Consider the following 24,454-nt stretch of genomic DNA (forward strand, 5'->3'; position numbering starts at 1 on the left):
CATGAACGCCAACTTCGCGTCCTTCCTCTACCTTGTTTCAGGCGTCCTGTTCATCATGGCGCTGCGCGGGCTGTCGCACCCGACCACCAGCCGCCAGGGCAATCTCTACGGCATGATCGGCATGGGCATTGCCATCGCCACCACGCTGGCGCTGGCGACCCCATCCGCTGGCCGCTTCGGCCTGATCGTGCTCGGCCTTGCCATTGGCGGCGGTGTCGGCGCCGTCACCGCGCGCCGCATTGCCATGACCTCGATGCCGCAGCTGGTCGCCGCCTTCCACTCGCTCGTCGGCCTTGCCGCCGTCATGGTGGCGGCCGCCGCCATCTATGCGCCGGAAAGTTTTGGCATCGGCACGGTCGCCGACATCCACGCCCAGGCGCTGATCGAGATGAGCCTCGGCGTCGCCATCGGCGCCATCACCTTCACCGGCTCGGTCATCGCGTTCTTGAAGCTCGATGGCCGCATGTCCGGCAAGCCGATCATGGTCGGCGGTCGCCACTTCATCAACGCAGCCCTTGGCATCGCGCTGATCGTGCTGATCGTGCTGCTGGTTGCGAGCGAATCCAAGTTGGTGTTCTGGCTGATTGTGGCGGCCTCGCTTGTCCTTGGCGTCCTCTTGATCATCCCGATCGGCGGCGCCGACATGCCGGTCGTCGTGTCGATGCTCAACTCCTATTCGGGTTGGGCGGCGGCTGCGCTTGGCTTCACGCTCGGCAATCTGGCGCTGATCATCACCGGTGCGCTGGTCGGCTCGTCCGGCGCGATCCTGTCCTACATCATGTGCAAGGGCATGAACCGCAGCTTCATTTCCGTCATCCTCGGCGGTTTCGGCGGCGAGACTACCGCCACGGCGGACGATGGCATCGAGCGCACGGTCAAGCAGGGCTCGGCAGACGACGCCGCCTACCTGATGATGAACGCCCAGAAAGTCATCATCGTGCCGGGCTACGGCATGGCGGTCGCCCAGGCGCAGCACGCGCTGCGCGAAATGGCCGACAAGCTCAAGGCCAACGGCGTCGACGTGAAGTACGCCATCCATCCGGTCGCCGGCCGCATGCCCGGTCACATGAACGTCCTCTTGGCCGAAGCCAACGTACCCTATGACGAAGTGTTCGAGCTTGAGGACATCAACTCCGAATTCGCGCAGGCCGATGTCGCCTATGTCATCGGCGCCAACGACGTCACCAACCCGTCCGCCCGCGACGACAAGTCGTCGCCGATCTATGGGATGCCGATCCTCGACGTCGACAAGGCTCGCACCTGCCTGTTCGTCAAGCGCTCGCTCGGCTCCGGCTATGCCGGCATCGACAACACGCTGTTCTACAAGGACGGCACCATGATGCTGCTCGGCGACGCCAAGAAGATGACCGAAGAAATCGTCAAGGCGATGGATCACTGATGAGCGATCGTCACTGAGACGCGCCAGGAAGCGCCCGGCCTCATGCCGGGCTTTTTCTTGGCGTGTCGGCTGTTCGGGGCTACGATGACGAATTCCTGTCCCGCTGACGGGATTGTCGTCAACGGAGACGTTGGTGCCCGACCCAATAGCATCGCCGCCCACTGGGAAAGCGCCGCGCAAGCTTGGCCAGGCGGTGGTTGTCGTGCATGGCATGGGCGAACAGCGGCCGATGGACACGCTGCGCGGCTTTGTCCAGGCTGTCTGGAGCCATGACCCCGCCCGCGCGCCGTTTTATGCCCGCGTCGCAGATCCGGCCGACCCCGCCGGCGCGAAGATCAACCAGAGCTGGATCACACCCGACAGCCGGACAAATTCGTACGAACTTCGCCGCATCACCACGCCTTATGATGTCGATGGCCGTCGCACCGATTTCTACGAGCTTTACTGGGCCGACATCACCCAGGGCACGACGCGGGGGCGGCTCGCCGCCTGGGTGACAAATCTGCTGTGGCGCAGGCCGACCGATATTCCTCCCGACGCCCGCCAGCTCTACATCGTCACGCTTCTTGCCGTCATCGTCGCCCTGTGCGCGGTGCTCGCGCTCGCGACGTCGGTTTGGCAGCAGCATATCTCCTTGGCCGCCGGCCTGCTCGTCACCATCCTGGCTTCGCTGATCATCTGGTTGGTGGACCGGTTCGGCATTCCCTATTTCGGCGATGTTGCGGCCTATGTGCGTGCGGAAGCGGCGACCGTCGAGAAGCGCGCGCTGATCCGCGATCGCGGCCTGCGGCTGCTGAAACGTCTGATGATGGACGATGCCTACGACCGGATCGTGCTGGTTTCGCACAGCCTTGGATCGATGATCGCCTATGATCTCCTGCAGATATTGTGGGCCGATTTCGGACCCCGAGAGCTGGAGGCCATCCGCGACAGGGCCAAACTGAAAGCGATCCGTGCCATCGACAAGTCGACCCTTGTTGCCGATGGCTCCGCATGGCCCAGCAAGCTGGACGACCTCGCCGGCTTCCGACGCGATCAGTGGGAGCTCTACCGGCAACTGCGAACTGCGGATGCCGACCATCCGCTGCCATGGAAGATCAGCGATTTCATCACACTCGGCAGTCCGCTGACCCACAGCGAGTTTCTGGTGACGAACAATCTCGCCGAATTCAGGCGCGGCATGGCCGAGCGACTGTTCTCGGCGTGTCCGCCCATCGTCGAACTGGCATCGGCCGGCGGCACGGTGCTTTATCAGGAGGGACGCAGCCCGTCAGGCAAACCGCGGCGTGCGGTGCATCATGGCGCGGTGTTTGCCGCGACGCGCTGGACCAACATCTTCGACAGGGGCAATGGCTGGTTGACGGGCGACCCGATTTCGGGACCGATGGCTGAAAATTTCGGCCCCGGCGTGGAGAATATCCAGGTCGAGCTGCGCGGTTCCCTCGGCCGCATCTTCACCCACACACTGTACTGGTCGTTGACGGCGACCGGCGTCGAGGCCGGCGCTCGGCCGCGCTCGCACCTTGCCGTGCTGCGCGATGCTGTCGACCTCGGCCGCAAACTGGAGCCGAGCAAGCCACCGCCGGCGTAAGAATGGATCTGGCTCAAATATCCAGGTTGGCGACCGACAGCGCGTTGTCCTGGATGAATTCGCGCCTCGGTTCGACTTCATCGCCCATCAGCCGCGAGAACAGGCTGTCCGCATCGGTGGCGTCATTGACCTTGACCTGCAGCAGCGAGCGCACGTTCGGATCGAGTGTGGTCTCCCAGAGCTGTTCGGCGTTCATTTCGCCGAGACCCTTGTAGCGTTGCATGGTCAGGCCCTTGCGGCCGGTCGCAAAGACGGCATTGAGCAGCGCCAGCGGCCCCGAGATGGTTTCGGAGACTTCCTTGCGGCGCAGCACCGGCGGCGACCCATAGACCTCGCTGAGGCGCTGAGCGTAGCGGTCGAGCTGGCGTGCATCGGCCGAGTTGATCAGCGCCAGATCGAGATGCGCGTATTCCTTGACGCTGCGCACCGTGCGCTCGAACACATAACCGCCGACACCTTCATTCGATGTCGACATGCGGCCGGTCCAGCCGCGCTCGGTGTCCTCGGCGATGATGTCGAGGCGTTTTGCAATCCGCTCCGCCATGGTATTGGCGCGGCCAAGATCGGTGAAGACGTCCGGGTTGAGCCCGCCGGCGATCGCCGCCTGTTCGACCACGCCCCTGTTATAGCGTGTATGCAGGCCGTTGATCAGCTGGCGCACGGCCAGCGCATCGTCGATGGCGCCGCGCAGGTCCTGCCCGGCGCGCACTTCGCCGGAGCCGAGCGTAAGCGACGCTTCTTCCAGTCCTGAACCGATCAGGAACTCCTCGAAGGCGCCTTCGTCCTTGATGTATTGAGAGCTCTTGCCGCGCGTCACTTTGTAGAGCGGCGGCTGGGCGATGTAGAGATGGCCGCGCTCGATCAATTCCGGCATCTGGCGGAAGAAGAAGGTGAGCAGCAAGGTGCGGATATGGGCGCCGTCGACGTCGGCGTCGGTCATCAGGATGATCTTGTGATAGCGCAGTTTGTCGGCGTTGAACTCATCCTTGCCGATCGAAGTGCCGAGCGCGGTGATCAGGGTGCCGATCATGTCGGAGCCGAGCATGCGGTCGAAGCGCGCCCGCTCGACATTGAGGATCTTGCCGCGCAAGGGCAGGATCGCCTGGTTCTGGCGCGAACGCCCACCCTTGGCCGAGCCGCCGGCGGAATCGCCCTCGACGATGAAGATTTCGGATTTTGCCGGGTCGCGTTCCTGGCAATCGGCCAGCTTGCCGGGAAGCGAGGTAACGCCGAGCGAACTCTTGCGGGTGATGTCACGCGCTTTGCGTGCCGCTTCACGCGCCGCCGCTGCCTGAATCACCTTGTCGACGACCACCTTGCCCTCTGCCGGGTGCTCCTCCAGCCAGGTGCCAAGTGCTTCGTTGACCAGTCCTTCGACAACGGGCCGGACTTCCGACGAGACCAGCTTGTCCTTGGTTTGCGAGGAGAATTTCGGATCGGGAACCTTGACCGACAGCACCGCCGTCAAGCCTTCGCGGCAATCGTCACCGATCAGCGAGACCTTTTCCTTCTTCGTTAGGCCCGAGGAGTCGCCATACCCGGTGATCTGGCGCGTCAGCGCGCCGCGAAAGCCGGCTAGATGTGTGCCGCCATCGCGCTGCGGGATGTTGTTGGTGAAGGCCAGCACGTTCTCGTGGTAGCTGTCGTTCCACCACATCGCCACTTCGACGGTTATCCCGTCGCGCTCAGCCTTGATAGCGATCGGCTTGTCGATCAGCGGCTTCTTGACCCGGTCGAGATATTTGACGAATTCTTCCAGTCCGCCATCATAGTGCAATTCATGGCGCACGACGTCGGCGTGACGGGCGTCGCTCAGGACGATGCGCACGCCGGAATTGAGGAAAGCAAGCTCACGCAGCCGGTGTTCCAGCGTCCCGAAGTCGAATTCGACCATGGTGAAGGTCTCGGTCGACGGAAAGAAGGTGATCTCGCTGCCGCTGCGCCCTTCATAGGTGCCCGGCTGCTTGTCCTGCTCGTAGCTGCCCGTCGCCTTCAGCGGCGCATCGGCATTGCCATGCGTGAAGCTCATCTCGAAGATCTGGCCGTTGCGGCGGATTTTCAGTTTCAACCAGGCCGAAAGCGCATTGACCACCGAGACGCCGACGCCATGCAGGCCGCCCGAGACCTTGTAGGAGTTCTGGTCGAACTTGCCGCCGGCATGCAGCTGAGTCATGATCACTTCAGCCGCCGAAATGCCTTCTCCGGTGTGGATATCGGTCGGAATGCCGCGCCCATTGTCGATCACGGTGACCGAACCGTCGGGATTCAGCGTCACGGTGACGAGGTCGGCATGACCGGCCAGCGCCTCGTCGATCGCATTGTCGACCACCTCATAGACCATGTGATGCAGGCCGGAACCGTCGTCGGTGTCGCCGATATACATGCCGGGGCGTTTGCGGACAGCATCCAACCCCTTCAAAACCTTAATGGAATCGGCGCCGTATTCGGCTTCAGCGCCGCTGATGTTGTCGATCTGATCGCTCATGAAAACCTGTTGTCTGGATGCCGCTCGCACGGCGCGGAAAATTGGCCCCGAATCGCGCCTCTGATATGCACTAGATATAGGCGCTAAAGGCGGTTTTTCCAAGGTTTGCAGGCATTTCCCCGGGAATGAGCCGGCTGTCCATGACGCGCTCTCGCCAGGCCTTATCTGGCTTTGGCCAGCCGGTCCCTGAGAAACTTGATCATGAACTTGTAGCGCGGCGCCAGCCGCCCGGTCCGATCAAGTTCCAGCGTCATGTCGAGCGCCCGGGAAAGCACGGCCTTGGGGCTTTTCGCGACCTGGGCGTAGTCGACATAGGCAACCACCAGATCACGCTGCCAGGTGGCGTTGTTCGGGTCGGCCTGGGCAAGCTGCTGGCGGATGTCGAGACTGTCCTGGAAGGCTTGCCGTGCACCCCTGATGTCGTGTTGCTTGGCCTTGAGCATGCCGATCTCCGACAGCGTGATCGACAGGTCGCGCTGCCAGTCGGCATTGGCCGGATCAAGCTTGGCCAGCCGGTCTGCGATGACGAAACTGTCGGTGTAGGCCCTGAGCGCACCCGCCCGGTCGCCTTGGATCGCCAGAATGCCGGCGACCTTTTCGAGGCTGACGGAGAGGTCGCGCTGCCAATCCGTGTTGTTTGGGTCGCCAGCCGCCAGCGCGCGGGCCAGTTCGAGAGCTTGCCTGTAGGCCGACAGCGCATCCGGCCATTTCTCCTGGTCGCTCAGCGCATTGCCGATCTTGGCGTAGCCGACCGACAGGTCGCGCTTCAGCTCGCTGTTGTCCGGATCGCGCACCACCAGCCGCTCGACGATCGACTGGCTGGCCCGATAGGCCGCGAGCGCGCCAACCGCATCGCTGCGCTCGCGCTTGAGGTCGCCGATCGTCGTATGGCTGACAGAGACGTCGCGCTGCCGCCCTGGATCCTGTGGATTCTTGTTGGCCAGCGCCAGCCGGATATCCAGGCTTTGCTCATAGGCCGCCTGCGCATTGTCCAACTGGCCGGCGGTGCGCGCCAGCGCGCCGATCTCGTCATAGCTGATGGTCAGGTCGCGCTGCAGCTCCGCGCGCTCCGGTTCGTTGTCGGCAAGCTGCTTCTTGATCGACAGGCTTTCCTGGTAGATCCGCGCGGCCCCGGCCAGGTCGCCTTGCGTCACCAGCACATCGCCGATCTTGTCGTCGGCCGTGGCGAAGTCGCCGAACCATGTCAGACGATCGGGCTCGGCCGCAGTCAAATCCCGGAGCATGGTTCTGGCGGCCTGATAGTTCTCAAGCGCTTGCGGCAGGTCGCCCTGCACCAGCCTGATGTTGCCGAGCTTGATGTGGCTGACGGCAAAATCGCGCTTGACGCTCGGATCGCTTTCATGGGCCGAACGCAGCTCGAGATTGGATACAAGCGCTGTAAAGGCGCGGCCTGCGGCATCGGTGTTGCCAACGAGCGTATAGAGCTTGCCGAGGTCGTCCAGCGTCCGGATCTGTCGGTCGGCATCGTTCAGCGCCAGCGAGGTTTGCCCGGCCTCGCCGTAAAGGGCCAGCACCGATTCGTAGTCGTTGATGGCCGTGGCGTAGTCGAGATCGGCTCGTGCCGCACCGCCGGACAGGAAACGCGTCGCCGCCTCGGACAGCGTGCGTCCGACGAAATTGGCCCTCAAGGCGTTGCGCGAGACATTGTCGATATCGGCGGCCTTGGCGAGGATGGCGCGCGCGCTGTCGAAGGCCCCGAGCGACAGCTGCTCCTCGGCCTGCCGGCGCAGTTCCGTCACTTGCGGATCATCGGAGGCGAGCGTCCTCATTTCGCTGCGCACCTTGACGAAGGCGTCGGCCGCCTCATGCAGCCTGGCATTCAGGCTGTCCGCCGAGAGGTGGCTGGCGTCGGAGCTGATCAGCGCGCCATAGAGCGGCGCCAGCGGCATGTCGGCATCGCTGGCTATCTGCTCGACCTCGCCGCGCATCTGAGGCGTCACGTCGGCCATGGCGAGCAGCAGGCGCTCGCGCTCCGGCAGCTGTTCCTTGGCCGCTGCGGCAAAGAACAGCTTCGGCAGGCCGCTCTCGACATAGGGCAGCTGCTTGCCGCGCGACAGGTCATAGACCTCCTGCTGCACCAGCGTCAGCACCGAGCGGATCTCGAGCCCGTCAGTGCCGAGATATTTGGTCAGCGCTGTCGTGAACGGCGAGTTCTCGCCGGTTCCGTCGGCCGCCGTCTCACCTGGCGCTGCCGAAAAGGCGAACAGGATGTTTTCGGCGCGGCCAATCCGGCCGAGCCCCGGCCTAACTTTCTCCACGACGTCCTTTGCCAGCGATGTCGCGCCTCGACCTTCGCTCACCATGCCCGAAAACGGATCGCTGCGGCAGGCGTCGAGCATGATCAAGCCAACCTTGGCTGTGACGGCCACGGCGTCGCGCACCTCCTCCAGCGGTAGGCTGGTCTTCTCCAGCGCATCGAGCGAGGACGCGTCGGCATCGACCGGGAGCAGCCGGTTGTTGCCTGATATCTCGACGCCATGGCCGGAGAAATAGACCAGCGCAACGTCGGCGCCCCTGGCATCCTGGCGAAAATCGTCGAGCGCGCGGCGCATGCGACGCAGATCGCGATTGGTTTCGAGAACGACCTCGAAGCCGAGCTTCTTCAGCGCCGCTTCCATTGCCTCGCCGTCATGAACCGGATTGGCGAGCGGCCGGATCAGCCGGTAGTTATCGGTGGCGATGACCAGCGCCACGCGCCGCTCCGCCACTGCCGCGGCGGTGGTCGTGAGCATCAGCAGCAAGGCAAACAGCAAGCGCAAGTCGAACTGCCCCCCGGCTCGTTCATCTGTGCGAACATTCCATCTCTTTATGGCATGAGCAAGCCGGGCTTTTGGCGCAAGGCCGGCGCGTCAGGCAGCCCGCATCGGCTTCAACGCCTCGCTCCAGCACAGCAGCTCGTCGAGCATGGTTTTGGCACCGCCCTGCACCTGCTCGCTGGCGTTGAAAGCGCCTTTCTCGTCGAGCAGTTTCTGATACATCGGCAGCGCGACACCTTCCGGGATCGGCATGACGCCCACCGAGGTCAGCAGCGGCTTCAGCGCCTGCGCTGCGCGCAGGCCGCCGGAGACGCCGCCATAGCTGAAAATGCCGGCTGGCTTGTATTTCCATTCGCGCAACAGATAGTCGATCGCATTGACGATCGCCGGCGCCACGAAATAATTGTATTCCGGCGCCACGAAGACAAAGGCGTCGGCGGCATCGATCGCCTTTGACCATGCTTTGGTATGGTCGTTCTGGTATTTGCCAAGCCTTGGATGGTGCGGCTCGTCCAGCACCGGCAGATTGAACGCCGCGATGTCGGTCAGCACCGGCTCGAATTTCCCGTGTTCGCGCGCGAATCTCTCCAGCCAGTCGGCGAAAACCGGTCCGGCGCGGCCTGGCCGCGTGCTGCCGATGATGATGTTCAACTGATGCTTCAAGGCTGGCTCCCAAGGCTGGCGGTATCTGTTGGTGACCGTGACCTATGGCAGAGCATGGCCGTGGACAAGGCGACACCGCAAGGAGAGTGGTCACAATCGGCTGAACGGACTGTCTGCCGCACATCCCAGGCCGCACAATTTGCGTCTGCCGTTCGGTCACATGGACGCCCGGGTCGCCAGCCACTACATTGTGGTATCAGCGGAGCAGCCCATGGACGTCCAGCCCGCCCCCTTTGTTCCCCCGGCGCCGAAGCCGCGCACGACGCCGCCCTCGACGCTGGAGATGATCCGCATCGTCTACCGCAACCCGCTCGAACTGTGGGGGGAGCATACCTACAACGAGCCCTGGATTTCGGCGAGTGGCGTTGGTGGACATCTGATCGTTGCCAACGATCCCGGCCTGATCCGCCACGTGCTGGTCGACAACGCCAAGAATTACAAGATGGCGACTGTGCGCCAGAAAATCCTGCGGCCGATCCTGCGCGACGGCTTGCTGACCGCCGAGGGCGAGGTGTGGAGGCGGTCGCGCAAGGCGATGGCGCCGGTGTTCACGCCGCGCCACATTTTCGGCTTCGCCCAGCCGATGCTTCGGCGCACGCGGGAGTTCGTCTCGCGATATGAAGGCGGCAGCATGTCCGACATCGCCCATGACATGACGCTGCTCACTTACGACATCCTGGCCGAAACGCTGTTCTCCGGCGAGATCGCGGGCGGGCCCGGCAGTTTCGCCAACGAGATCGACCGCCTGTTCGAGACGATGGGCCGCGTCGATCCGCTCGACCTGTTGCGCGCGCCCGACTGGCTGCCACGCCTGACCCGCATCCGCGGCCGCAAGACCATGGCCTATTTCCGCAAGATCGTCACCGATACGGTCAAGATGCGCGAGGAGAGATTCAAGCGCGATCCCGATGCCGTGCCGCAGGATTTCCTGACGCTGCTGCTCAAGGCCGAAGGTCCAGAGGGGCTGACGCGAGCCGAAGTCGAGGACAACATCATCACCTTCATCGGCGCCGGCCACGAGACCACGGCACGCGCGCTTGGCTGGACGCTCTATTGCCTTGCGGAATCCCCGTGGGAGCGCAACCGGGTCGAGCAGGAGATCGACCGAGTGCTGGCGAGCGAGCCCGATCCGACGAAGTGGCTCGATGCCATGCCGCTGACGCGCGCTGCCTTCGACGAGGCGCTCCGGCTCTATCCGCCGGCACCATCCATCAACCGCGAGCCGATCGAACCGGAAATGTGGAAGGATCTCTATATCCCGAAGCACGCCGCCGTGCTGGTGATGCCGTGGGTCGTCCACCGCCACCGGAAGCTTTGGGACAGGCCGGATGCCTTCCTGCCGGAGCGCTTCCATCCGGGAAACCGCGAAAAGATCGACCGCTTCCAGTATCTGCCGTTCGGTGCGGGCCCGCGCGTCTGCATCGGCGCCAGCTTCGCCATGCAGGAGGCGATCATCGCGCTGGCGATCATGCTGTCACGCTTCCGCTTCGACACCACCGCAGAGACGAAACCCTGGCCGGTACAGAAACTCACCACCCAGCCGCAAGGCGGCTTGCCGATGCAGGTCACGCCCCGCCAGGTGGGATGATATTCAGGTGATGCCGGCCTGCGAACGATGGCTTCCTGCGCTTCCGGTACTCACGTACCAAAAGTACGCTCCGTTCCGGTTCTCGGATTCCACCGCTCTCGGCTCGGCCTGACCTGAATCTAAACACACCTTCAAGCTGAATGAATTATGCCGCGGGCTTGCGCTGGAACTGGCCGGCAGCGCGGTAGCGCCAGAGGTAGCTGGGCACGATCGTCGCGATTGATTGCGGCTGGATGCCAAGCCCGGCGAGTGTCCTGTTGGCTTTGACCGCCGCGTCCGACACGATGTTGTGCTCGCGCAGCTGTATCACCTGGTCCTTGGTCAGCAGCGGATTGGGCAAGAGGCCGAGGATCGAGGCCAGGATGTTGGCAACCCACCACGGCACCGGCACCAGCATGCGCTTGCGTTCGATCACCTGGAGCAACTCTTCCATGCATTCCTTGAAGGTGAGTACCTTGGGGCCGCCGAGTTCATAGATCTGACCGCCATCGACCTTGCCGTCGACCGAGCGCGCCACTGCTTCGGCGACGTCGCCGACATAGACAGGCTGGAATTTGGTCTGGCCGCCGCCGATCAGCGGCAGCACCGGCGAATAGCGCGCCATGTTGGCGAAGCGGTTGAAGAAGGCGTCTTCGGGCCCGAAATTGATCGATGGCCGGAAAATGACGGCGTCCTTGATCGTCTCCAGAACGGCCTTTTCGCCGAGCGCCTTGGTGCGCGCATAGTCCGATGGGGAGTTCAAGTCGGCGCCAAGCGCGGAAATATGGGTGAGGCCGGCGCCGACGGCGCGCGCTGCCTCGGCCACGGCGCGGGCGCCGAACTCGTGGACGGCGGGGAATTTCTGCCGGCCGCTATCATGCAGGACGGCGACCAGATTGACGACGTGGTCGGCACCCTGCACGGCACGGTCTACCGACCAGCGCACGCGCACATTGGCCTGCACCGGCTGGATCTGGCCGACATTGCCGAGCGGCTGCAGATGGCCGGCGAGATCTGGCCGCCGGCAGGCGACCCGGATGCGATAGCCGCGCTTGGCCAGCGCGCGCACGACATGGCGGCCGACAAAGCCTGACCCGCCAAAGATGACGACGAGCTTTGGGGTCTGCAGGATTTCGGTCATGGCTGGCTCCGGCGCTCGCAGGCTTGGCTGAAGCCGTTTCATAATCGGTTTCGCGCCAAAGGCAAAGGGTGACGCGTGGTCGCTGCCGGCCTTGTCAGAATGCCTTGCCGATGCATGGGCCGGCCGAGTGGCGGTTGCCGCCGCGAACGACGAAGAACAGCAGGATCGCCGCCCAAAGAAGTGGACGTAGAACGCAGAAAACCCCGCCGAGGCGGGGCTTTCCGGGCTGCATCCATGCGAAGTCAGGGGGCCGACGGAGCGGCCTGACCTGAGACGGTGTCAGGAGGGCGTAAAGCAAGTACGCCCACCCCAGCCCTGAGCATCCGACATGGTGCCGCCGATCTTCTTGCAGGCCGCGATGAAGTCGGCGCTGCAGTTGGCGGTTTGGTGCCCCGGTGTGGATCGGGCAAGCTCGCCTTGGACAAAGCTGGGTCGCGACAGCGCGCAGAAAGGTTCAGCGGGGCGCAAAGAAAATTGCACCGCGCCACACTTCAAGCGGGCAGATCCAAGATAACTTTCGGATCTCTAATGGATTATTCAGGAGGAGTAGCGGGCGGCGAATTCGGAAATGCGCTGCACCACGGCCTTGGATGCGGTGATGCCGCGCGCTTGCGCCTTCTCTGTGGCCTCAGCGCGGGCACGACCTGGCACGTGCACGCCGAAGCGCCGCCGCAGCCGGTCGAGCTGGTCCTTCATCCGCTGCTCGAAATCCGGATCGAGCAGCTTTGGTTCGATGGCAAGGACGAACAGCCCGGTGCCCGGACTGTCCGGTCCGCCGCCGAACCATGGCGCGTCGAGCGACCAGTTGGCGCCCGACAGGCCCGCCGCCAGCACTTCGACCATCAGCGCGATGTTGGCGCCGCGCTGGCCGCCGAAGGCAAGCATGGCACCCTTCATGGCGGCGGCCGGATCGGTGGTCGGGTTGCCGCTGGCGTCCAGCGCCCAGCCTTCGGGGATTGTCTTGCCGTCCTCGGCCGCCTTGCGGATGTTGACGAAGGCGGTGGCGCTCGACGACTGGTCGATGACCAGCGGCGCGCCGTCGGCGGCGGGTGCGGCAAACGACATCGGATTGGTGCAGTAGACCGGCTTCACCGAGCCGGAGCCGGCGAGCACGGCCGGGCCGTTGGTGGCGGCGAACGACACCAGCCCCTGTGCTGCCAGCCGGCCGGTAAAATAGCCGAGCGCGCCGCATGTATAGGCGTTCTTCTGCGAGAAGATGGCGACGCCGAACAGTCTTGCCGTCTTGGCGAGGTCGTCGATGGTGCGGTCGAAGCCGGTATGCGCCAGCCCGCCGCGCGCATCGGAGAGGTAGATCGCCAACGCCGGCCGGGTGATCACCGGGTCTGCGTTGCCGTCAATGCGTCCGGCTTCCAGCGCCTCGAGGTAATCGATGAAATGCGAAAACCCGACGGAGGAAACCCCTTCCGACTCGGCTGATATGATCGAAGCGGTTAGCGATTGTGCTGCTTCCTCGTTCGCGCCGGCGCCGAGTGCCGCCATCCGGCACAGTCCTTTTGCCTGATCGAGACTGAGTTGCATCACAATGAGTTCCTGGGCGAATAGCGAATGGCGAGTAGGGAGTAGCGGAAATAGCGAAAATATCGAGTGCTTACTATTCGCTATTCGCTATTTGCTATTCGCTAACTCGCTAGCCGATCTTGTTCGGGATCCTGGCTTCGATCCTGCCGAAGGCGAAGACCAGAATACCGGTGATCGTCATGTAGATCAGCGCCAGCAGCAGCAAGGGTTCGTAGGTGAGGTAGGTATCTTGCCGCACCTTGGACGAAACAGCGAAGATGTCGATCACGCTGATCGTCGCCACCAACGGCGTCGACTTCAATTGCAGCACGGTCTCGCCGGTCAGCGTCGGCAGCGCCCGGTAGATGGCTTGCGGCAACCAGATGCGCCGGAATGCCTTCCAGCGGCTCATGCCGAAGGCGCGGGCGGCCTCGAGTTGCCCCTTGGGCACGCCGGCAAAGGCGCCGCGCATCACTTCACCTTCATAGCCGGCAAAAGACAAGGTCAATGCCAGCACGCCATATGGCCAGGCTTGCCGCAGATATGGCCACATCCAGGATCCACGGATCCACGGATATTGTGGAAACAGCGAGCCCAGGCCGTAATAGAGCAGCCACAGCTGGATCAGCAGCGGCGTGCCCCGGATCACCGTGCAGAACACCTTGGCGGGCGCGGCGAACCAGAAGGAGCCGGTGGCCTGCGCCAGCCCGAGCGGCACGGCGAGCAGGAAGCCCAGAATGCAGGTGACGGCCAGGATCCACAGCGAGCGCCAGATGCCGATCAATCCCATCTCATAATATTGCGGCAGCCAGTCCCAGCGCATGAAAAACGCCGCCGACAGAACCAGCCCGAGTGCGATCAGGATCAGCACGATACGGTGCGGCTGCAGCCACAGCGACGTCCGCGCGACGACGTTGATGATAGCCGCCTCGTTGGCCATCAGCGCGCCTCCTTCAGCGAAGGCATGCCGCGCCGCGACCAGGCCTCGACCCGGCCGATGAGGAGGTTGGAAAACAACGACAACAGCAGATAGAGCACGCCCGCGGCGAAGAAGAAGGTGAAATAGGCTTTGGTGACGCCGGCGGCCTGCCGCGTTGCCAGCGCCAGCTCGTAGAAGCCGACGACCGCCAGCAGTGCAGTGTCCTTGGTGGCGATCAGCCAGAGATTGGCGAGGCCCGGTATGGCGAAGGGCAGCATTGCCGGCAAGGTGATGCGCCGCAAGAGGAGGCCGGGAGACATTCCATAGGCGCGGGCGGCTTCGATTTGCCCTTGCGGAATGGCCAGGATCGCGCCGCGTATCACCTCGGTCGAATAGGCGCCCTGGACAAAGCCGAGCACGGCGATGCCGGCGGCAAGGCCGCTAATGTCGACGCGCTGATAACCCATTGCCGTCAGCGCCTGGTTGATCAGGTCGGTTCCGGCGTAATAGAGCAGCAGGATCAGCACCAGTTCGGGCACGGCGCGCACGATGGTCGTGTAGACCACTAGCAAATCGCGCACCACCGGGCCGCCATAAAGCTTGCCATAGGCGCCGCACGTGCCGATCAAAAGACCGAGACATGTGGCGCCCAGCGCGATCTCGATCGAATGCAGCAGTCCAACCAAAAGGGTCCCGCCCCAGCCCGGCGCATTGGGCGAGAGAAGTTCGATGATGCCGGCCGCCGAGGCCGAAAGAAATGCGTCGATCAGCGTCGCCCCCGGATTGCTGGCTCTAACCACCGACGGCTGCGTCGGCGGCAAACATGCCTGGGAAAGATCGGGCAGGAGGGGCATGGCGCTGACGCCATGCCCCTCGGCTCATGCGAGGATTGTCAGTTCGACTGCGCGCCGCCGCCGCCGTAAATGTCAAAATCGAAGTACTTCTTCGAGATCTCGTCGTATTTGCCGTTGGCGCGGATCGCCTTGATGCCGGCGTTGATCTTGTCCTTCAACTCGGTGTCTTCCTTGCGCACGCCGGCGCCGACGCCCGGTCCGAGCACTTCGTCATCCGGTGCCACCATGCCCTTGAGATCGCAGCAGGCCTTGCCCTGGTCCGATTTGAGAAATTCGCCAAGCGCGATGGAATCGGCCTGCACCGCGTCGAGGCGACCGGCCGCAAGATCGTTGTTGGCTTCGTCCTGGGTCTGGTATTCCTTGATCTCGGAAGCCGTGGCGCCGAAGTGCTTCTTGGCGTAGACGGCGTGCACGGTCGACACCTGAACGCCAATGACCTTACCCTTGAGGTCGTCCGGAGTGGCGCCGAATTTCTGGTCCTTTGGCCCGATGATCGCCGTCGGCGTGTTATAATATTTGTCCGAGAAGTCGATCGTCTTCTTGCGCTCATTGGTGATCGACATCGAGCTGACGATGAGGTCGATCTTCTTCGTCGTCAGCGCCGGAATGATGCCGTCCCAGGCAACCGGAGTGATGACGCAGTCAAGCTTCTCTTCGGCGCAGACTGCGTCGATGAACTCGATCTCCCAGCCGATCCACTTGCCCGATGCATCGGGCGAGGTGAAGGGTGGATAGGGTTCGGCGGCGACGCCGATCTTGACTGGATCGGCCTTGGCCACCCCCATCGCGGCGACGCCGAGCAGCAGCGCTGCGGCGAATGTCTTCAGAACGGTCTTCATTTCACGACTCCCAGTTTGTTGTTGGTTCCCGGTTTCTCCCGCCCCGGCCTGTTCCTAGCCGATGTTGCGGATGAACTGTTTCAGCCTTTCGGATTTCGGTGCGCCGAATATCTGCTCCGGCGGCCCCTCTTCCTCGACCAACCCGTTGTAGAGGTAGACGACGTGGGTCGCGACCTCACGGGCAAACTTCATCTCATGGGTGACCAGCACCATGGTGCGGCCCTCGCGTGCCAGGTCGCCGATCACCTTCAGAACTTCGCCGACCAGCTCAGGGTCCAGCGCCGAGGTCGGCTCATCGAAAAGCATGACGCGCGGATTGATGGCCAGCGCCCGGGCGATAGCGGCCCGCTGCTGCTGGCCGCCCGACAGATAGGCCGGATAGACGTCGCGCTTTTCGGCAAGGCCGACGCGGGCGAGCAGCTTTTCGGCCTCTGCGATCGCCACATCGCGCTTGACGCCAAGCACGTGCACCGGAACCTCGATGACGTTCTCGATCAGCGTCATGTGGCTCCACAGGTTGAAGTTCTGGAACACCATGCCGAGCTTGGAACGGATGCGCTCGATCTGCTTGCGATCGGCCGGAACCGTGTGGCCGTGGCTGTCGGCCTTGAGCTTGATCTCTTCGCCATTGACCCGGATGACACCGCTGGTAGGATTTTCCAGGCAGTTGATACAGCGCAGCAGCGTCGACTTGCCCGAGCCTGAGCCACCGATAATGGCGATCACCTCGCCGTCGCGCGCCGACAGCGACACGCCCTTCAGCACATGCAACTCACCGAACCTCTTGTGCAGGTTCTCGACATGGATGGCTTCGGCGGCGCCGTTCTGCGCCGTGTATTTCAGTGCGGATGCGGCGCTTGTAACCGTCATCCCTTCGACGCTCCGCGGCGCGGTAGAATCGGTCGCTGCTGGTATCTTTTACCCATTACCCGTCACTGACAGAGTTCCCATTCTCAGGATGGACCGTTCCGCTTGCCTCCGTCAACCATGGTTTTTGGACTATTGATCGGAGCCTGCCGTAGTGGTTAGTGGCGGCAACGAACGTTTCGGGAGAATTGAGTGGGCAAATCATACGGGTCGCAGTCCATGGCCGGACCCCTGAAACGCGTGCTGATGCGGTCCGCCGCCAGCGCCATGCGTCATGCCAGGGCACAGGAATGGCACTATGGTCCAGGCTTCGATCCGCAAAAGGCCGCAGCCCAGCATGAGCAGCTGTCCGGCATGATCGCGGCTTCCGGCGCCGAGATCGAATGGCTGACGGATGCCGATGACGGGCTGGCCGATGCCGTCTTCACCCACGATCCGTCGCTGATGACCGATCATGGCGCGATTATTCTCTCGATGGGCAAGGCATTGCGCCAGGCCGAGCCCGGCCTGCATGAGGCAGCGTACGAGCGCATGGGCATTCCCATCCTTGGGCGCCTCGAAAGCCCTGGCCAGGTGGAAGGCGGCGACTGCGTCTGGGTCGATGCGACCACGCTGGCCGTCGGTCGTGGCGTGCGCACCAACCAGGACGGTATCCAGCAACTCGCTAATCTGCTCTCGCCCAAGGGGATTTCGGTCTTCGGCTTCGATCTGCCGCTCTGGCATGGCGAGGAGGCCTGCCTGCATCTGATGTCGGTGATCAGTCCGCTCGCCGACGATCTGGCGCTGGTCTACGCGCCCTTGCTCCCGGCCGCCTTCTACCAGATGCTGCGGGCGCGCGGCGTCAAGCTGGTCGAGGGCGATGCCGGCGAGTTCTTCGCCTCCAACGGGCTCAGCCTCAACGTGTTGCCGACCGCGCCGCGCCAGGTCATCGCCGTTGCCGGTTTTCCCAGGACAGCGGCTGCCATGCAGGCCGCCGGCTGCGTGGTCTCCACCTTCGAGGCGGATGCGCTGTGCATCGCCTGCGAAGGCGGCCCGACCTGCCTGACGCGGCCGGTGCTACGCCAATGACCAACATTGGCCCGACCGTCGGCGAGGCGCTCATTTCGCTGCTCGAAGCCCATGGTGTCGACACGGTCTTCGGCATTCCCGGCGTGCACACAGTCGAGCTCTACCGGGGGCTGGCGCGCTCCAACATCCGCCATGTCACGCCGCGTCATGAACAGGGCGCCGGCTTCATGGCCGACGGCTATGCGCGCGCCAGCGGCAGGCCGGGCGTTGCCTTCGTCATCACCGGACCGGGGCTGACCAACACCATCACCGCCATGGGTCAGGCGCGTGCCGATTCGGTGCCGATGCTGGTCATCTCCGGGGTTAACGCCACGCCGACCCTGGGCAAGGGCCTCGGCTTCCTGCATGAACTGCCAGACCAGCGCGGCATGATGGAAAAGGTTGCGCTGTTTTCGCATCGCGTCACCCAGGCCAGCGAATTGCCAGGTGCGCTGGCGCAGGCCTTCGCGCTGTTCTCATCGGCCCGGCCCGGGCCGGTGCACATCGAGATTCCGACCGACGTCATGGTCAAGCCGGCGGACGGCATCTCCGCCGTGCTGAGCAATGCGCCGCCGCCCGCGCCCGAAGCCGCCGCAATTGCCAGCGCTGCCAAACTCGTCACCGCCGCGCGCCGCCCGCTGATCCTGGCCGGGGGCGGCGCCAAGCGCGCCGAGGCGCCATTGCGGCGTCTGGCCGAACGGCTGGGAGCGCCGGTCGTCCAGACCGCCAACGCGCGCGGCCTGCTGCATGGTCATCCGCTTTGCGTGCCGGCCAGCCCCAGCCTGAAAGCAGTGCGGGCGCTGATGGCCGAAGCCGATCTGGTGATTGCCGCCGGAACCGAATTCGGCCCGACCGACTACGATGGCTACAGCGATGGCGGCTTCGTCCTGCCCGTCAACCTGATCCGCATCGATATCGGCGCGGACCAGCTTGCCCGCCGCCCGGCGACGGTTTCGATCCAGGCCGATTGTGCCGAGGCGCTCGAGGCGCTGCTTCCGCAAATCAGCCATGTTCCGGCAAGCGAGAGCGGCCCTTTGCGCGCCGCCGCGGCACGGAAAGCGGCCTTCGCCGAGCTCAATCCGACGCTGCAGGCCCAGGTGCGCGCCGTCGAGACGATCCGCGACGCGCTGCCTGGCGCACTCATAGTTGGCGATTCGACGCAGCCGATCTATGCTGCCAACCTCTATTATGACCATGATCGGCCGGGCGGCTGGTTCAATGCCGCGACAGGTTTCGGCGCACTCGGCTATGGCCCGCCGGCGGCGATCGGTGCCGCCCTTGCGGTGCCCGAGGCGCCCGTCGTCTGCCTCACGGGTGACGGCGGCTTCCAGTTCACGCTGCCGGAACTGGGCGCCGCGCTCGATGCCCGGGCGCCCGTGATCTTCATCGTGTGGAACAATCGCGGCTATCGCGAGATCGAAACCTCGATGCTCGATGTCGGCGTCGAGCCGGTGGGCGTGTCGCCGGCACCGCCGGATTTCTGCAAGCTGGCTGAGGCCTATGGCATCGGCGCCGAACGGCTTGCCGATATCGACGCTCTGGCAGATGCGCTGAAGCGCGCGCGGGCCACCGGACTGCCGCGCGTCATCGAAATCACGGTTGACTGAACACCGGTGGCGCGGGCTTCCCGTCGCGGCTGCATGACCCATGGCTGGCCCGTGGCTGGACGCATGCAAAGACGCAACGACTGCCATGTCGAGATTTCAATTGAGTGATGGCGCGAAAGGCGCGACGCTCCGCGTCGGCGGCGCAAGAAACGACCTAACGATAAAAAAATGACAGGAGCGGTCCAAGATGACGGAAACCCTTGAAGGCAAGCATATCGTCGTGACCGGCGGAACCGGCGCGCTCGGCGGTGCGGTTGTCGGCAAACTGCTGAGTGACGGCGCGATCTGCCATGTGCCCAATGCCCATGCCGCCGCGCCATCGCATTTCCCCTTCACCGCGCATGATCGTGTCAAGCTGGTGCACAATGTCGATCTCTCGGACTCCGCCAAGGTCGAGGCGTTCTACAGCCAGGTTCCGGACCTGTGGGGGTCGATCCACCTGGCCGGCGGCTTTACCGGGGCGCCGGTGGAAAAGATCGAGTCGGCTTCCTTTGCCGAGATGATGGATACCAATGCGCGCACCGCCTTCCTGTGCTGTCGTGCGGCGGTGCGCTCGATGCTGGCGTCAGGCACGGCAGGCCGCATCGTCAACATCGCTGCACGGGCGGCACTGGAACCGCGCAAGGGCGCCGGCTCGGTCGCTTACGCCGCCAGCAAGGCGGCGGTGGCAGCGATGACGGTGGCGATGGCCGAGGAGCTGAAGCACAACGGCATCCTGGTCAACGCCGTGGCGCCGTCGACGCTCGACACGCCGGCAAACCGCGCCGATATGCCGGATGCCGATGTCACCAGATGGGTCAGCCTCGAAGCCGCCGCCGAAGCCATCGCTTATCTAGCCTCGCCGGCCAATCAGGCGATGAGCGGCGCGCTGGTACCGCTTTACGGCAGGGCGTAACCTTCCAACCTTTTACATTGGTCAAAGAAAAACCCCGCCGGATCGCTCCGGCGGGGTTTTGTTTTCGAGCCTATGCGAAGAGGCTTAGCTGCCCTGCTTCTTCAGCGCGGCACCCAGGATGTCGCCCAGCGAAGCGCCGGAGTCGGTCGAGCCGTACTGAGCGACCGCTTCCTTCTCTTCTGCGATTTCCAGCGCCTTGATCGAGACCTGCAGCTTGCGGGTCTTTTTGTCGAAGGCGATGACGCGGGCGTCGACTTTCTGGCCGACGGTGAAGCGCTCGGGGCGCTGCTCGTCGCGGTCACGGCTCAAATCGGAGCGCTTGATGAAGGTCTCGATGCCGCTGTCGACCAGCCGCACTTCCAGACCGCCATCCTTGACGCCGATGACTTCGCAGGTGACGACCGCGTTCTTGCGCAGTTCGCCTGAAGTCGCCGCTTCGCCGACCGTATCCTTGGCCAGCTGCTTGATGCCGAGCGAGATGCGCTCCTTGTCGATGTCGACGTCGAGCACCTGCGCCTTGACCATGTCGCCGCGATTGTACTCTTCGATGACCTGTTCGCCCGGACGGGTCCAGTCGAGGTCGGAAAGGTGCACCATGCCGTCCACGTCGCCTTCGAGGCCGATGAACAGGCCGAACTCGGTCTTGTTCTTGACCTCGCCCTCGACCTGGCTGCCGACCGGATGGCTCGAGGCGAAAGCCTGCCACGGATTCTCGAGCGTCTGCTTGAGGCCGAGCGAGATGCGGCGCTTGGCCGGATCGACCTCGAGCACCACCACGTCGACTTCCTGCGTCGTCGACAGGATCTTGCCGGGATGCACGTTCTTCTTCGTCCACGACATTTCCGAAACGTGGATGAGACCCTCGATGCCCGGCTCCAGCTCGACGAACGCGCCGTAGTCGGTGATGTTGGTGACGGTACCCTTGATCTTCTTGCCGATCGGGAACTTGGTTCCGATCTCGGACCACGGATCGCTCTCGAGCTGCTTCATGCCGAGCGAGATACGGTGGGTTTCCTGGTTGATGCGGATGATCTGCACCTTGACCGTCTGACCGATGTTGAGGATTTCGGTCGGATGGTTGACGCGGCGCCATGCCATGTCGGTGACATGCAGCAAGCCGTCGATGCCGCCGAGGTCGACGAACGCACCGTAATCGGTGATGTTCTTGACGACGCCTTCGACAACCTGGCCTTCTTCGAGGTTCTGCACGATTTCCGAACGCTGTTCGGCGCGGCTCTCCTCGAGCACGGTACGGCGCGACACCACGATGTTGCCGCGGCGGCGATCCATCTTGAGGATCTCGAAGGGCTGCGGGTTGTGCATCAGCGGGGAGACGTCGCGGATCGGGCGGATATCGACCTGGCTGCGCGGCAGGAAGGCCACGGCGCCGTCGAGGTCGACGGTGAAGCCGCCCTTGACCTGGTTGAAGATGACGCCTTCGACGCGCTCACCCTTGGTGAACTTCTCTTCGAGACGGACCCAGCTCTCTTCGCGGCGGGCCTTCTCACGCGAAAGCATCGCTTCGCCAAGCGCGTTCTCGATGCGCTCGACATAGACTTCGACGGTGTCACCGACCTTGAGGGTGGTGTCCTTGCCCTTGACGCCGAATTCCTTCAGCGGCACGCGGCCTTCGACCTTGAGGCCGACGTCGATGATGGCCATGTCCTTTTCGATCGCGGTGATCGTGCCCTTGACGACCTGGCCTTCGCCGGAATGGCCTGTGGTAAATGATTCTTCGAGCAGGCTCGCGAAATCATCGCGAGTGGGATTTGCAGCTGACATTGTTTCTCCTGGAATGTCCCGCATCTCAAGCGGGACGGGCGCCGTGGGTTAGCGTTGCGTTAGCCTGCCGGCGTTCCGGGCTACAAAAGCCCTGGGCCGCTCTTTAAGCGGCAATTCCGGCGCATGAAGAATGCTGGCAGGCTGGTTCGTGCCCGATATGGGTGTCTTCTTCGCCTCCGACAACGGAAACGCGAGGGAAAAACCCGGATCAGGCGTTGTCTCTCTTGGCCAACACGTCGTCGATGATCGCCTTGGCTGCGAGAAACGCGGCTTCTATAGCCATTTCGCTGGTATCAAGCAAGTGCGCGTCGGTCGCCGGCTTCAATGGCGAGTCGGCGCGGCCCATGTCGCGCTTGTCGCGGCGCACGATATCGGCAAGGATTTCGGCGAAATCGGCGGTGCCGCCGATGCTCTCGATCTCGGCCAGCCGGCGCTTCGCGCGCACCTCGGCGCTCGCCGTCACATAGAGTTTGATGTCGGCGTCGGGGCAGACGACGGTGCCGATGTCGCGCCCATCGAGCACCGCGCCCGGCGGCGTCTTGGCAAAGGCGCGCTGCTTTTCGACGAGGATACGTCGCACGGTCGGGAAAACGGCGACCTTCGAGGCCGCCTCGCCGACCGCATGCGCCGACAGCACCGCCCGATCGAGCTTTGCCAGGTCGACCTGGCGGGCCGCGGTTTCAGCCGCCGAGACATTGTCGAGCGGCAGCGCGTGCTGGATCAGCGCGTAGGCCACGGCGCGATAGGTGAGGCCCGTGTCGAGCAGGTTCAGCCGGTAATGGTCCGCCAGCCGCCGGGCGAGGGTCCCCTTGCCGGCGCCGGCGGGTCCGTCGATGGCGATGGTGAAGGGGATGCTCATTGGCTGGCCGCTGCGATCGAAAGGCGCGACAGAGGGGGGTGCTGTCCCGCCAGCATTCCACTTTGGCTCCAACCCATCAATGGTCACCCAATCTCCGCGCCCAACCCCTTCATCAGCCCCATGAATTCCGGGAAACTCGTCGCGATCATTGCCTGATCGTCGATGGTAACCGGCTTTTCCGTGGCCAGCCCCATCACCAGGAAGCTCATGGCGATGCGGTGGTCGAGATGGGTCTGCACGGTCGTGTCGTGGCCGTTGGGGTGTCCGCCGAGGCCCTTGCCGCCCGGTTTGCCGCGCACGGCAAGCGAAGCTTCGCCCTCGGTGCAGTCGACGCCGTTGAGCATCAGTCCTTTGGCGACGGCCGACAGTCGGTCCGACTCTTTCACCCGCAGCTCTTCCAGCCCCTGCATCAGCGTTTCGCCCTCGGCGAAGCTGGCGGCTACCGCGAGTACCGGATACTCGTCGATCATCGACGGCGCCCGCTCGGGCGGCACGGTGACGCCCTTGAGCTCGGAATAACGCACGCGCAGGTCGGCCACATCCTCGCCGCCGGCGTTGCGCGGGTTCAGGATGTCGATCTTGCCGCCCATTTCTTGCAACGTCAGCAGCAGCCCGGTGCGGGTCGGGTTCATCAGCACGTTTTCGATTGTTATGTCCGATCCCGGCACGATCAGTGCAGCCACCAGCGGGAAGCCGGCCGAGGACGGATCGCCCGGCACGGCGATGGTCTGGCCGGTCAGCTTGCCCTGTCCTTCGATGAAGATGTGGCGCACGCCGCGCTCGTCGGTCTCGACCGACAAATTGGCGCCAAATCCCTTCAGCATCTTTTCAGTGTGGTCGCGCGTCATGACCGGTTCGATGACGGTGGTGATGCCCGGCGTGTTCAGCCCGGCGAGCAGCACCGCCGATTTCACCTGCGCCGAGGCCATCGGCACACGATAAGTGATCGGTGCGGCGTGCTTGGGCCCATGCAGCGTGATCGGCATGCGGTCGCCGGGCGTCGCCTTCAGCACCTGCACGCCCATCTGGCGCAAGGGTTCGAGCACCCGGCCCATCGGTCGGCCGGACAGCGAGGCGTCGCCGATGAAGGTGGTTTCCATGTCATAGGTGCCGACAAGGCCCATGGTCAGCCGCGAGCCGGTGCCGGCATTGCCGAAATCGAGCGGGCCTTCCGGCTGCAGCAGCGCGCCGTTGCCGGTGCCACGGATCACCCACTCCGCGCCGCGTTTTTCTATATGCGCGCCCATCGCCTTCATGGCGGCACCCGTGCGCATCACGTCCTCGCCTTCGAGCAGGCCGGTGATGCGGGTCTCGCCAGAGGCAAGGCCGCCGAACATGAAGGAGCGGTGCGAGATCGACTTGTCGCCCGGCACGCGAGCCGTGCCGGAAAGGGCGGATGATTTGCGGGCGGTGGCCGGCTTTGGGGCGGCGGCGTGAGACATGGAATTTCCCTGGACGGAATGCCGGCGGGCCGGCGCTTTTCATTTGTTGCGGCGGTCTCGTATCACGGCGGGCCGAAATGGTCATCCCCCGTGGTCGTCACTGACGCGAGGCCTTCCAATGCATGGTTTTGTGACGCCGGCTTTTCGCTTTGACAGCGCTGCAAACTGTGGTTAAGGGGACCACTCTTTTATTGACGAGGCT

At 63.9% G+C, this 24,454-nt stretch carries 18 protein-coding genes; 6 read left to right on the top strand and 12 right to left on the bottom strand.

Annotated features, from left to right (window positions below; translation table 11 throughout):
* The first annotated feature begins 1 nt into the window (after position 1).
* Together NKJ01_RS07890 and NKJ01_RS07895 are read left to right on the top strand one after the other, a co-directional pair.
* The gene (locus tag NKJ01_RS07890; RefSeq protein ID WP_352727256.1) at positions 2-1,399 is read left to right on the top strand and encodes an NAD(P)(+) transhydrogenase (Re/Si-specific) subunit beta; all 1,398 of its coding nucleotides are present in this window, start codon (positions 2-4) and stop codon (positions 1,397-1,399) included.
* A 133-nt stretch (positions 1,400-1,532) separates the two neighbouring features.
* The gene (locus tag NKJ01_RS07895; RefSeq protein WP_352727258.1) at positions 1,533-2,990 is read left to right on the top strand and encodes a hypothetical protein; all 1,458 of its coding nucleotides are present in this window, start codon (positions 1,533-1,535) and stop codon (positions 2,988-2,990) included.
* A 13-nt stretch (positions 2,991-3,003) separates the two neighbouring features.
* On the opposite strand, the gene gyrB is transcribed toward NKJ01_RS07895, so the two are convergent.
* The 3 genes from gyrB to NKJ01_RS07910 all read right to left on the bottom strand — a co-directional run bounded on the left by gyrB (position 3,004) and on the right by NKJ01_RS07910 (position 8,915).
* The gene (gyrB, locus tag NKJ01_RS07900; RefSeq protein WP_352727259.1) at positions 3,004-5,475 is read right to left on the bottom strand and encodes a DNA topoisomerase (ATP-hydrolyzing) subunit B; all 2,472 of its coding nucleotides are present in this window, start codon (positions 5,473-5,475) and stop codon (positions 3,004-3,006) included.
* A gap of 161 nt (positions 5,476-5,636) precedes the next feature.
* Entirely contained in the window at positions 5,637-8,255 is a 2,619-nt protein-coding gene (locus tag NKJ01_RS07905; RefSeq protein WP_352727261.1) for a caspase family protein, read from the bottom strand.
* A 90-nt stretch (positions 8,256-8,345) separates the two neighbouring features.
* The gene (locus NKJ01_RS07910) at positions 8,346-8,915 is read right to left on the bottom strand and encodes an NADPH-dependent FMN reductase (protein WP_352727263.1); all 570 of its coding nucleotides are present in this window, start codon (positions 8,913-8,915) and stop codon (positions 8,346-8,348) included.
* A gap of 211 nt (positions 8,916-9,126) precedes the next feature.
* Here NKJ01_RS07910 and NKJ01_RS07915 point away from each other — a divergent pair, with 211 nt between their 5' ends.
* Positions 9,127-10,503, top strand: coding sequence for a cytochrome P450 (locus NKJ01_RS07915; RefSeq protein WP_352727265.1), 1,377 nt, complete (start codon positions 9,127-9,129; stop codon positions 10,501-10,503).
* A gap of 145 nt (positions 10,504-10,648) precedes the next feature.
* On the opposite strand, the gene NKJ01_RS07920 is transcribed toward NKJ01_RS07915, so the two are convergent.
* The 6 genes from NKJ01_RS07920 to NKJ01_RS07945 form a co-directional block, all read right to left on the bottom strand.
* Positions 10,649-11,623, bottom strand: a complete 975-nt coding sequence (locus NKJ01_RS07920) for a complex I NDUFA9 subunit family protein (RefSeq protein WP_352727267.1) — start codon at positions 11,621-11,623, stop codon at positions 10,649-10,651.
* Between the two features lie 537 nt (positions 11,624-12,160).
* Positions 12,161-13,162 (bottom strand): Ldh family oxidoreductase, encoded by a 1,002-nt coding sequence (locus tag NKJ01_RS07925; RefSeq protein WP_023761470.1) that lies wholly within the window; start codon positions 13,160-13,162, stop codon positions 12,161-12,163.
* A 109-nt stretch (positions 13,163-13,271) separates the two neighbouring features.
* A complete protein-coding gene (locus NKJ01_RS07930; RefSeq protein WP_023761471.1) occupies positions 13,272-14,081 on the bottom strand; it encodes an ABC transporter permease in 810 nt (269 codons plus the stop codon).
* Positions 14,081-14,746 (bottom strand): ABC transporter permease, encoded by a 666-nt coding sequence (locus tag NKJ01_RS07935; protein ID WP_031260778.1) that lies wholly within the window; start codon positions 14,744-14,746, stop codon positions 14,081-14,083. Before NKJ01_RS07935 ends, NKJ01_RS07930 begins: the two co-directional genes overlap by 1 nt.
* Positions 14,747-14,952: 206 nt before the next feature.
* Positions 14,953-15,753, bottom strand: coding sequence for a transporter substrate-binding domain-containing protein (locus tag NKJ01_RS07940; protein ID WP_352727269.1), 801 nt, complete (start codon positions 15,751-15,753; stop codon positions 14,953-14,955).
* A 54-nt stretch (positions 15,754-15,807) separates the two neighbouring features.
* Positions 15,808-16,623 (bottom strand): ABC transporter ATP-binding protein, encoded by an 816-nt coding sequence (locus NKJ01_RS07945; protein ID WP_352727271.1) that lies wholly within the window; start codon positions 16,621-16,623, stop codon positions 15,808-15,810.
* A gap of 216 nt (positions 16,624-16,839) precedes the next feature.
* Between NKJ01_RS07945 and NKJ01_RS07950 the strand changes: the two genes are divergently transcribed.
* The 3 genes from NKJ01_RS07950 to NKJ01_RS07960 all read left to right on the top strand — a co-directional run bounded on the left by NKJ01_RS07950 (position 16,840) and on the right by NKJ01_RS07960 (position 20,169).
* Positions 16,840-17,688 carry a dimethylarginine dimethylaminohydrolase family protein gene (locus NKJ01_RS07950; protein ID WP_352727355.1) on the top strand — a complete coding sequence of 283 codons (849 nt, stop codon included), beginning with the start codon at positions 16,840-16,842 and terminating at the stop codon, positions 17,686-17,688.
* Positions 17,685-19,274, top strand: a complete 1,590-nt coding sequence (locus NKJ01_RS07955; protein WP_352727273.1) for a 5-guanidino-2-oxopentanoate decarboxylase — start codon at positions 17,685-17,687, stop codon at positions 19,272-19,274. The genes NKJ01_RS07950 and NKJ01_RS07955 overlap by 4 nt, the downstream gene beginning before the upstream one ends.
* A gap of 187 nt (positions 19,275-19,461) precedes the next feature.
* Positions 19,462-20,169 (top strand): SDR family NAD(P)-dependent oxidoreductase, encoded by a 708-nt coding sequence (locus NKJ01_RS07960; RefSeq protein WP_023761477.1) that lies wholly within the window; start codon positions 19,462-19,464, stop codon positions 20,167-20,169.
* Positions 20,170-20,253: 84 nt separating this feature from the next.
* Here NKJ01_RS07960 and rpsA read toward each other — a convergent pair whose 3' ends face one another.
* The 3 genes from rpsA to aroA form a co-directional block, all read right to left on the bottom strand.
* Positions 20,254-21,951: a 30S ribosomal protein S1 gene (gene rpsA / locus NKJ01_RS07965; RefSeq protein ID WP_013528183.1), complete on the bottom strand. Its 1,698-nt coding sequence runs from the start codon at positions 21,949-21,951 to the stop codon at positions 20,254-20,256.
* Positions 21,952-22,159: 208 nt separating this feature from the next.
* On the bottom strand, positions 22,160-22,810 hold the full coding sequence (gene cmk / locus NKJ01_RS07970) for a (d)CMP kinase (RefSeq protein ID WP_352727275.1): 651 nt from the start codon (positions 22,808-22,810) through the stop codon (positions 22,160-22,162).
* Positions 22,811-22,893: 83 nt separating this feature from the next.
* Complete coding sequence (gene aroA / locus NKJ01_RS07975; RefSeq protein ID WP_023761479.1) at positions 22,894-24,252, bottom strand: 3-phosphoshikimate 1-carboxyvinyltransferase; 1,359 nt, start codon at positions 24,250-24,252, stop codon at positions 22,894-22,896.
* Positions 24,253-24,454 lie beyond the last annotated feature (202 nt).

The organism is Mesorhizobium sp. M0276 (assembly GCF_040321755.1).
Classification (GTDB): domain Bacteria; phylum Pseudomonadota; class Alphaproteobacteria; order Rhizobiales; family Rhizobiaceae; genus Mesorhizobium.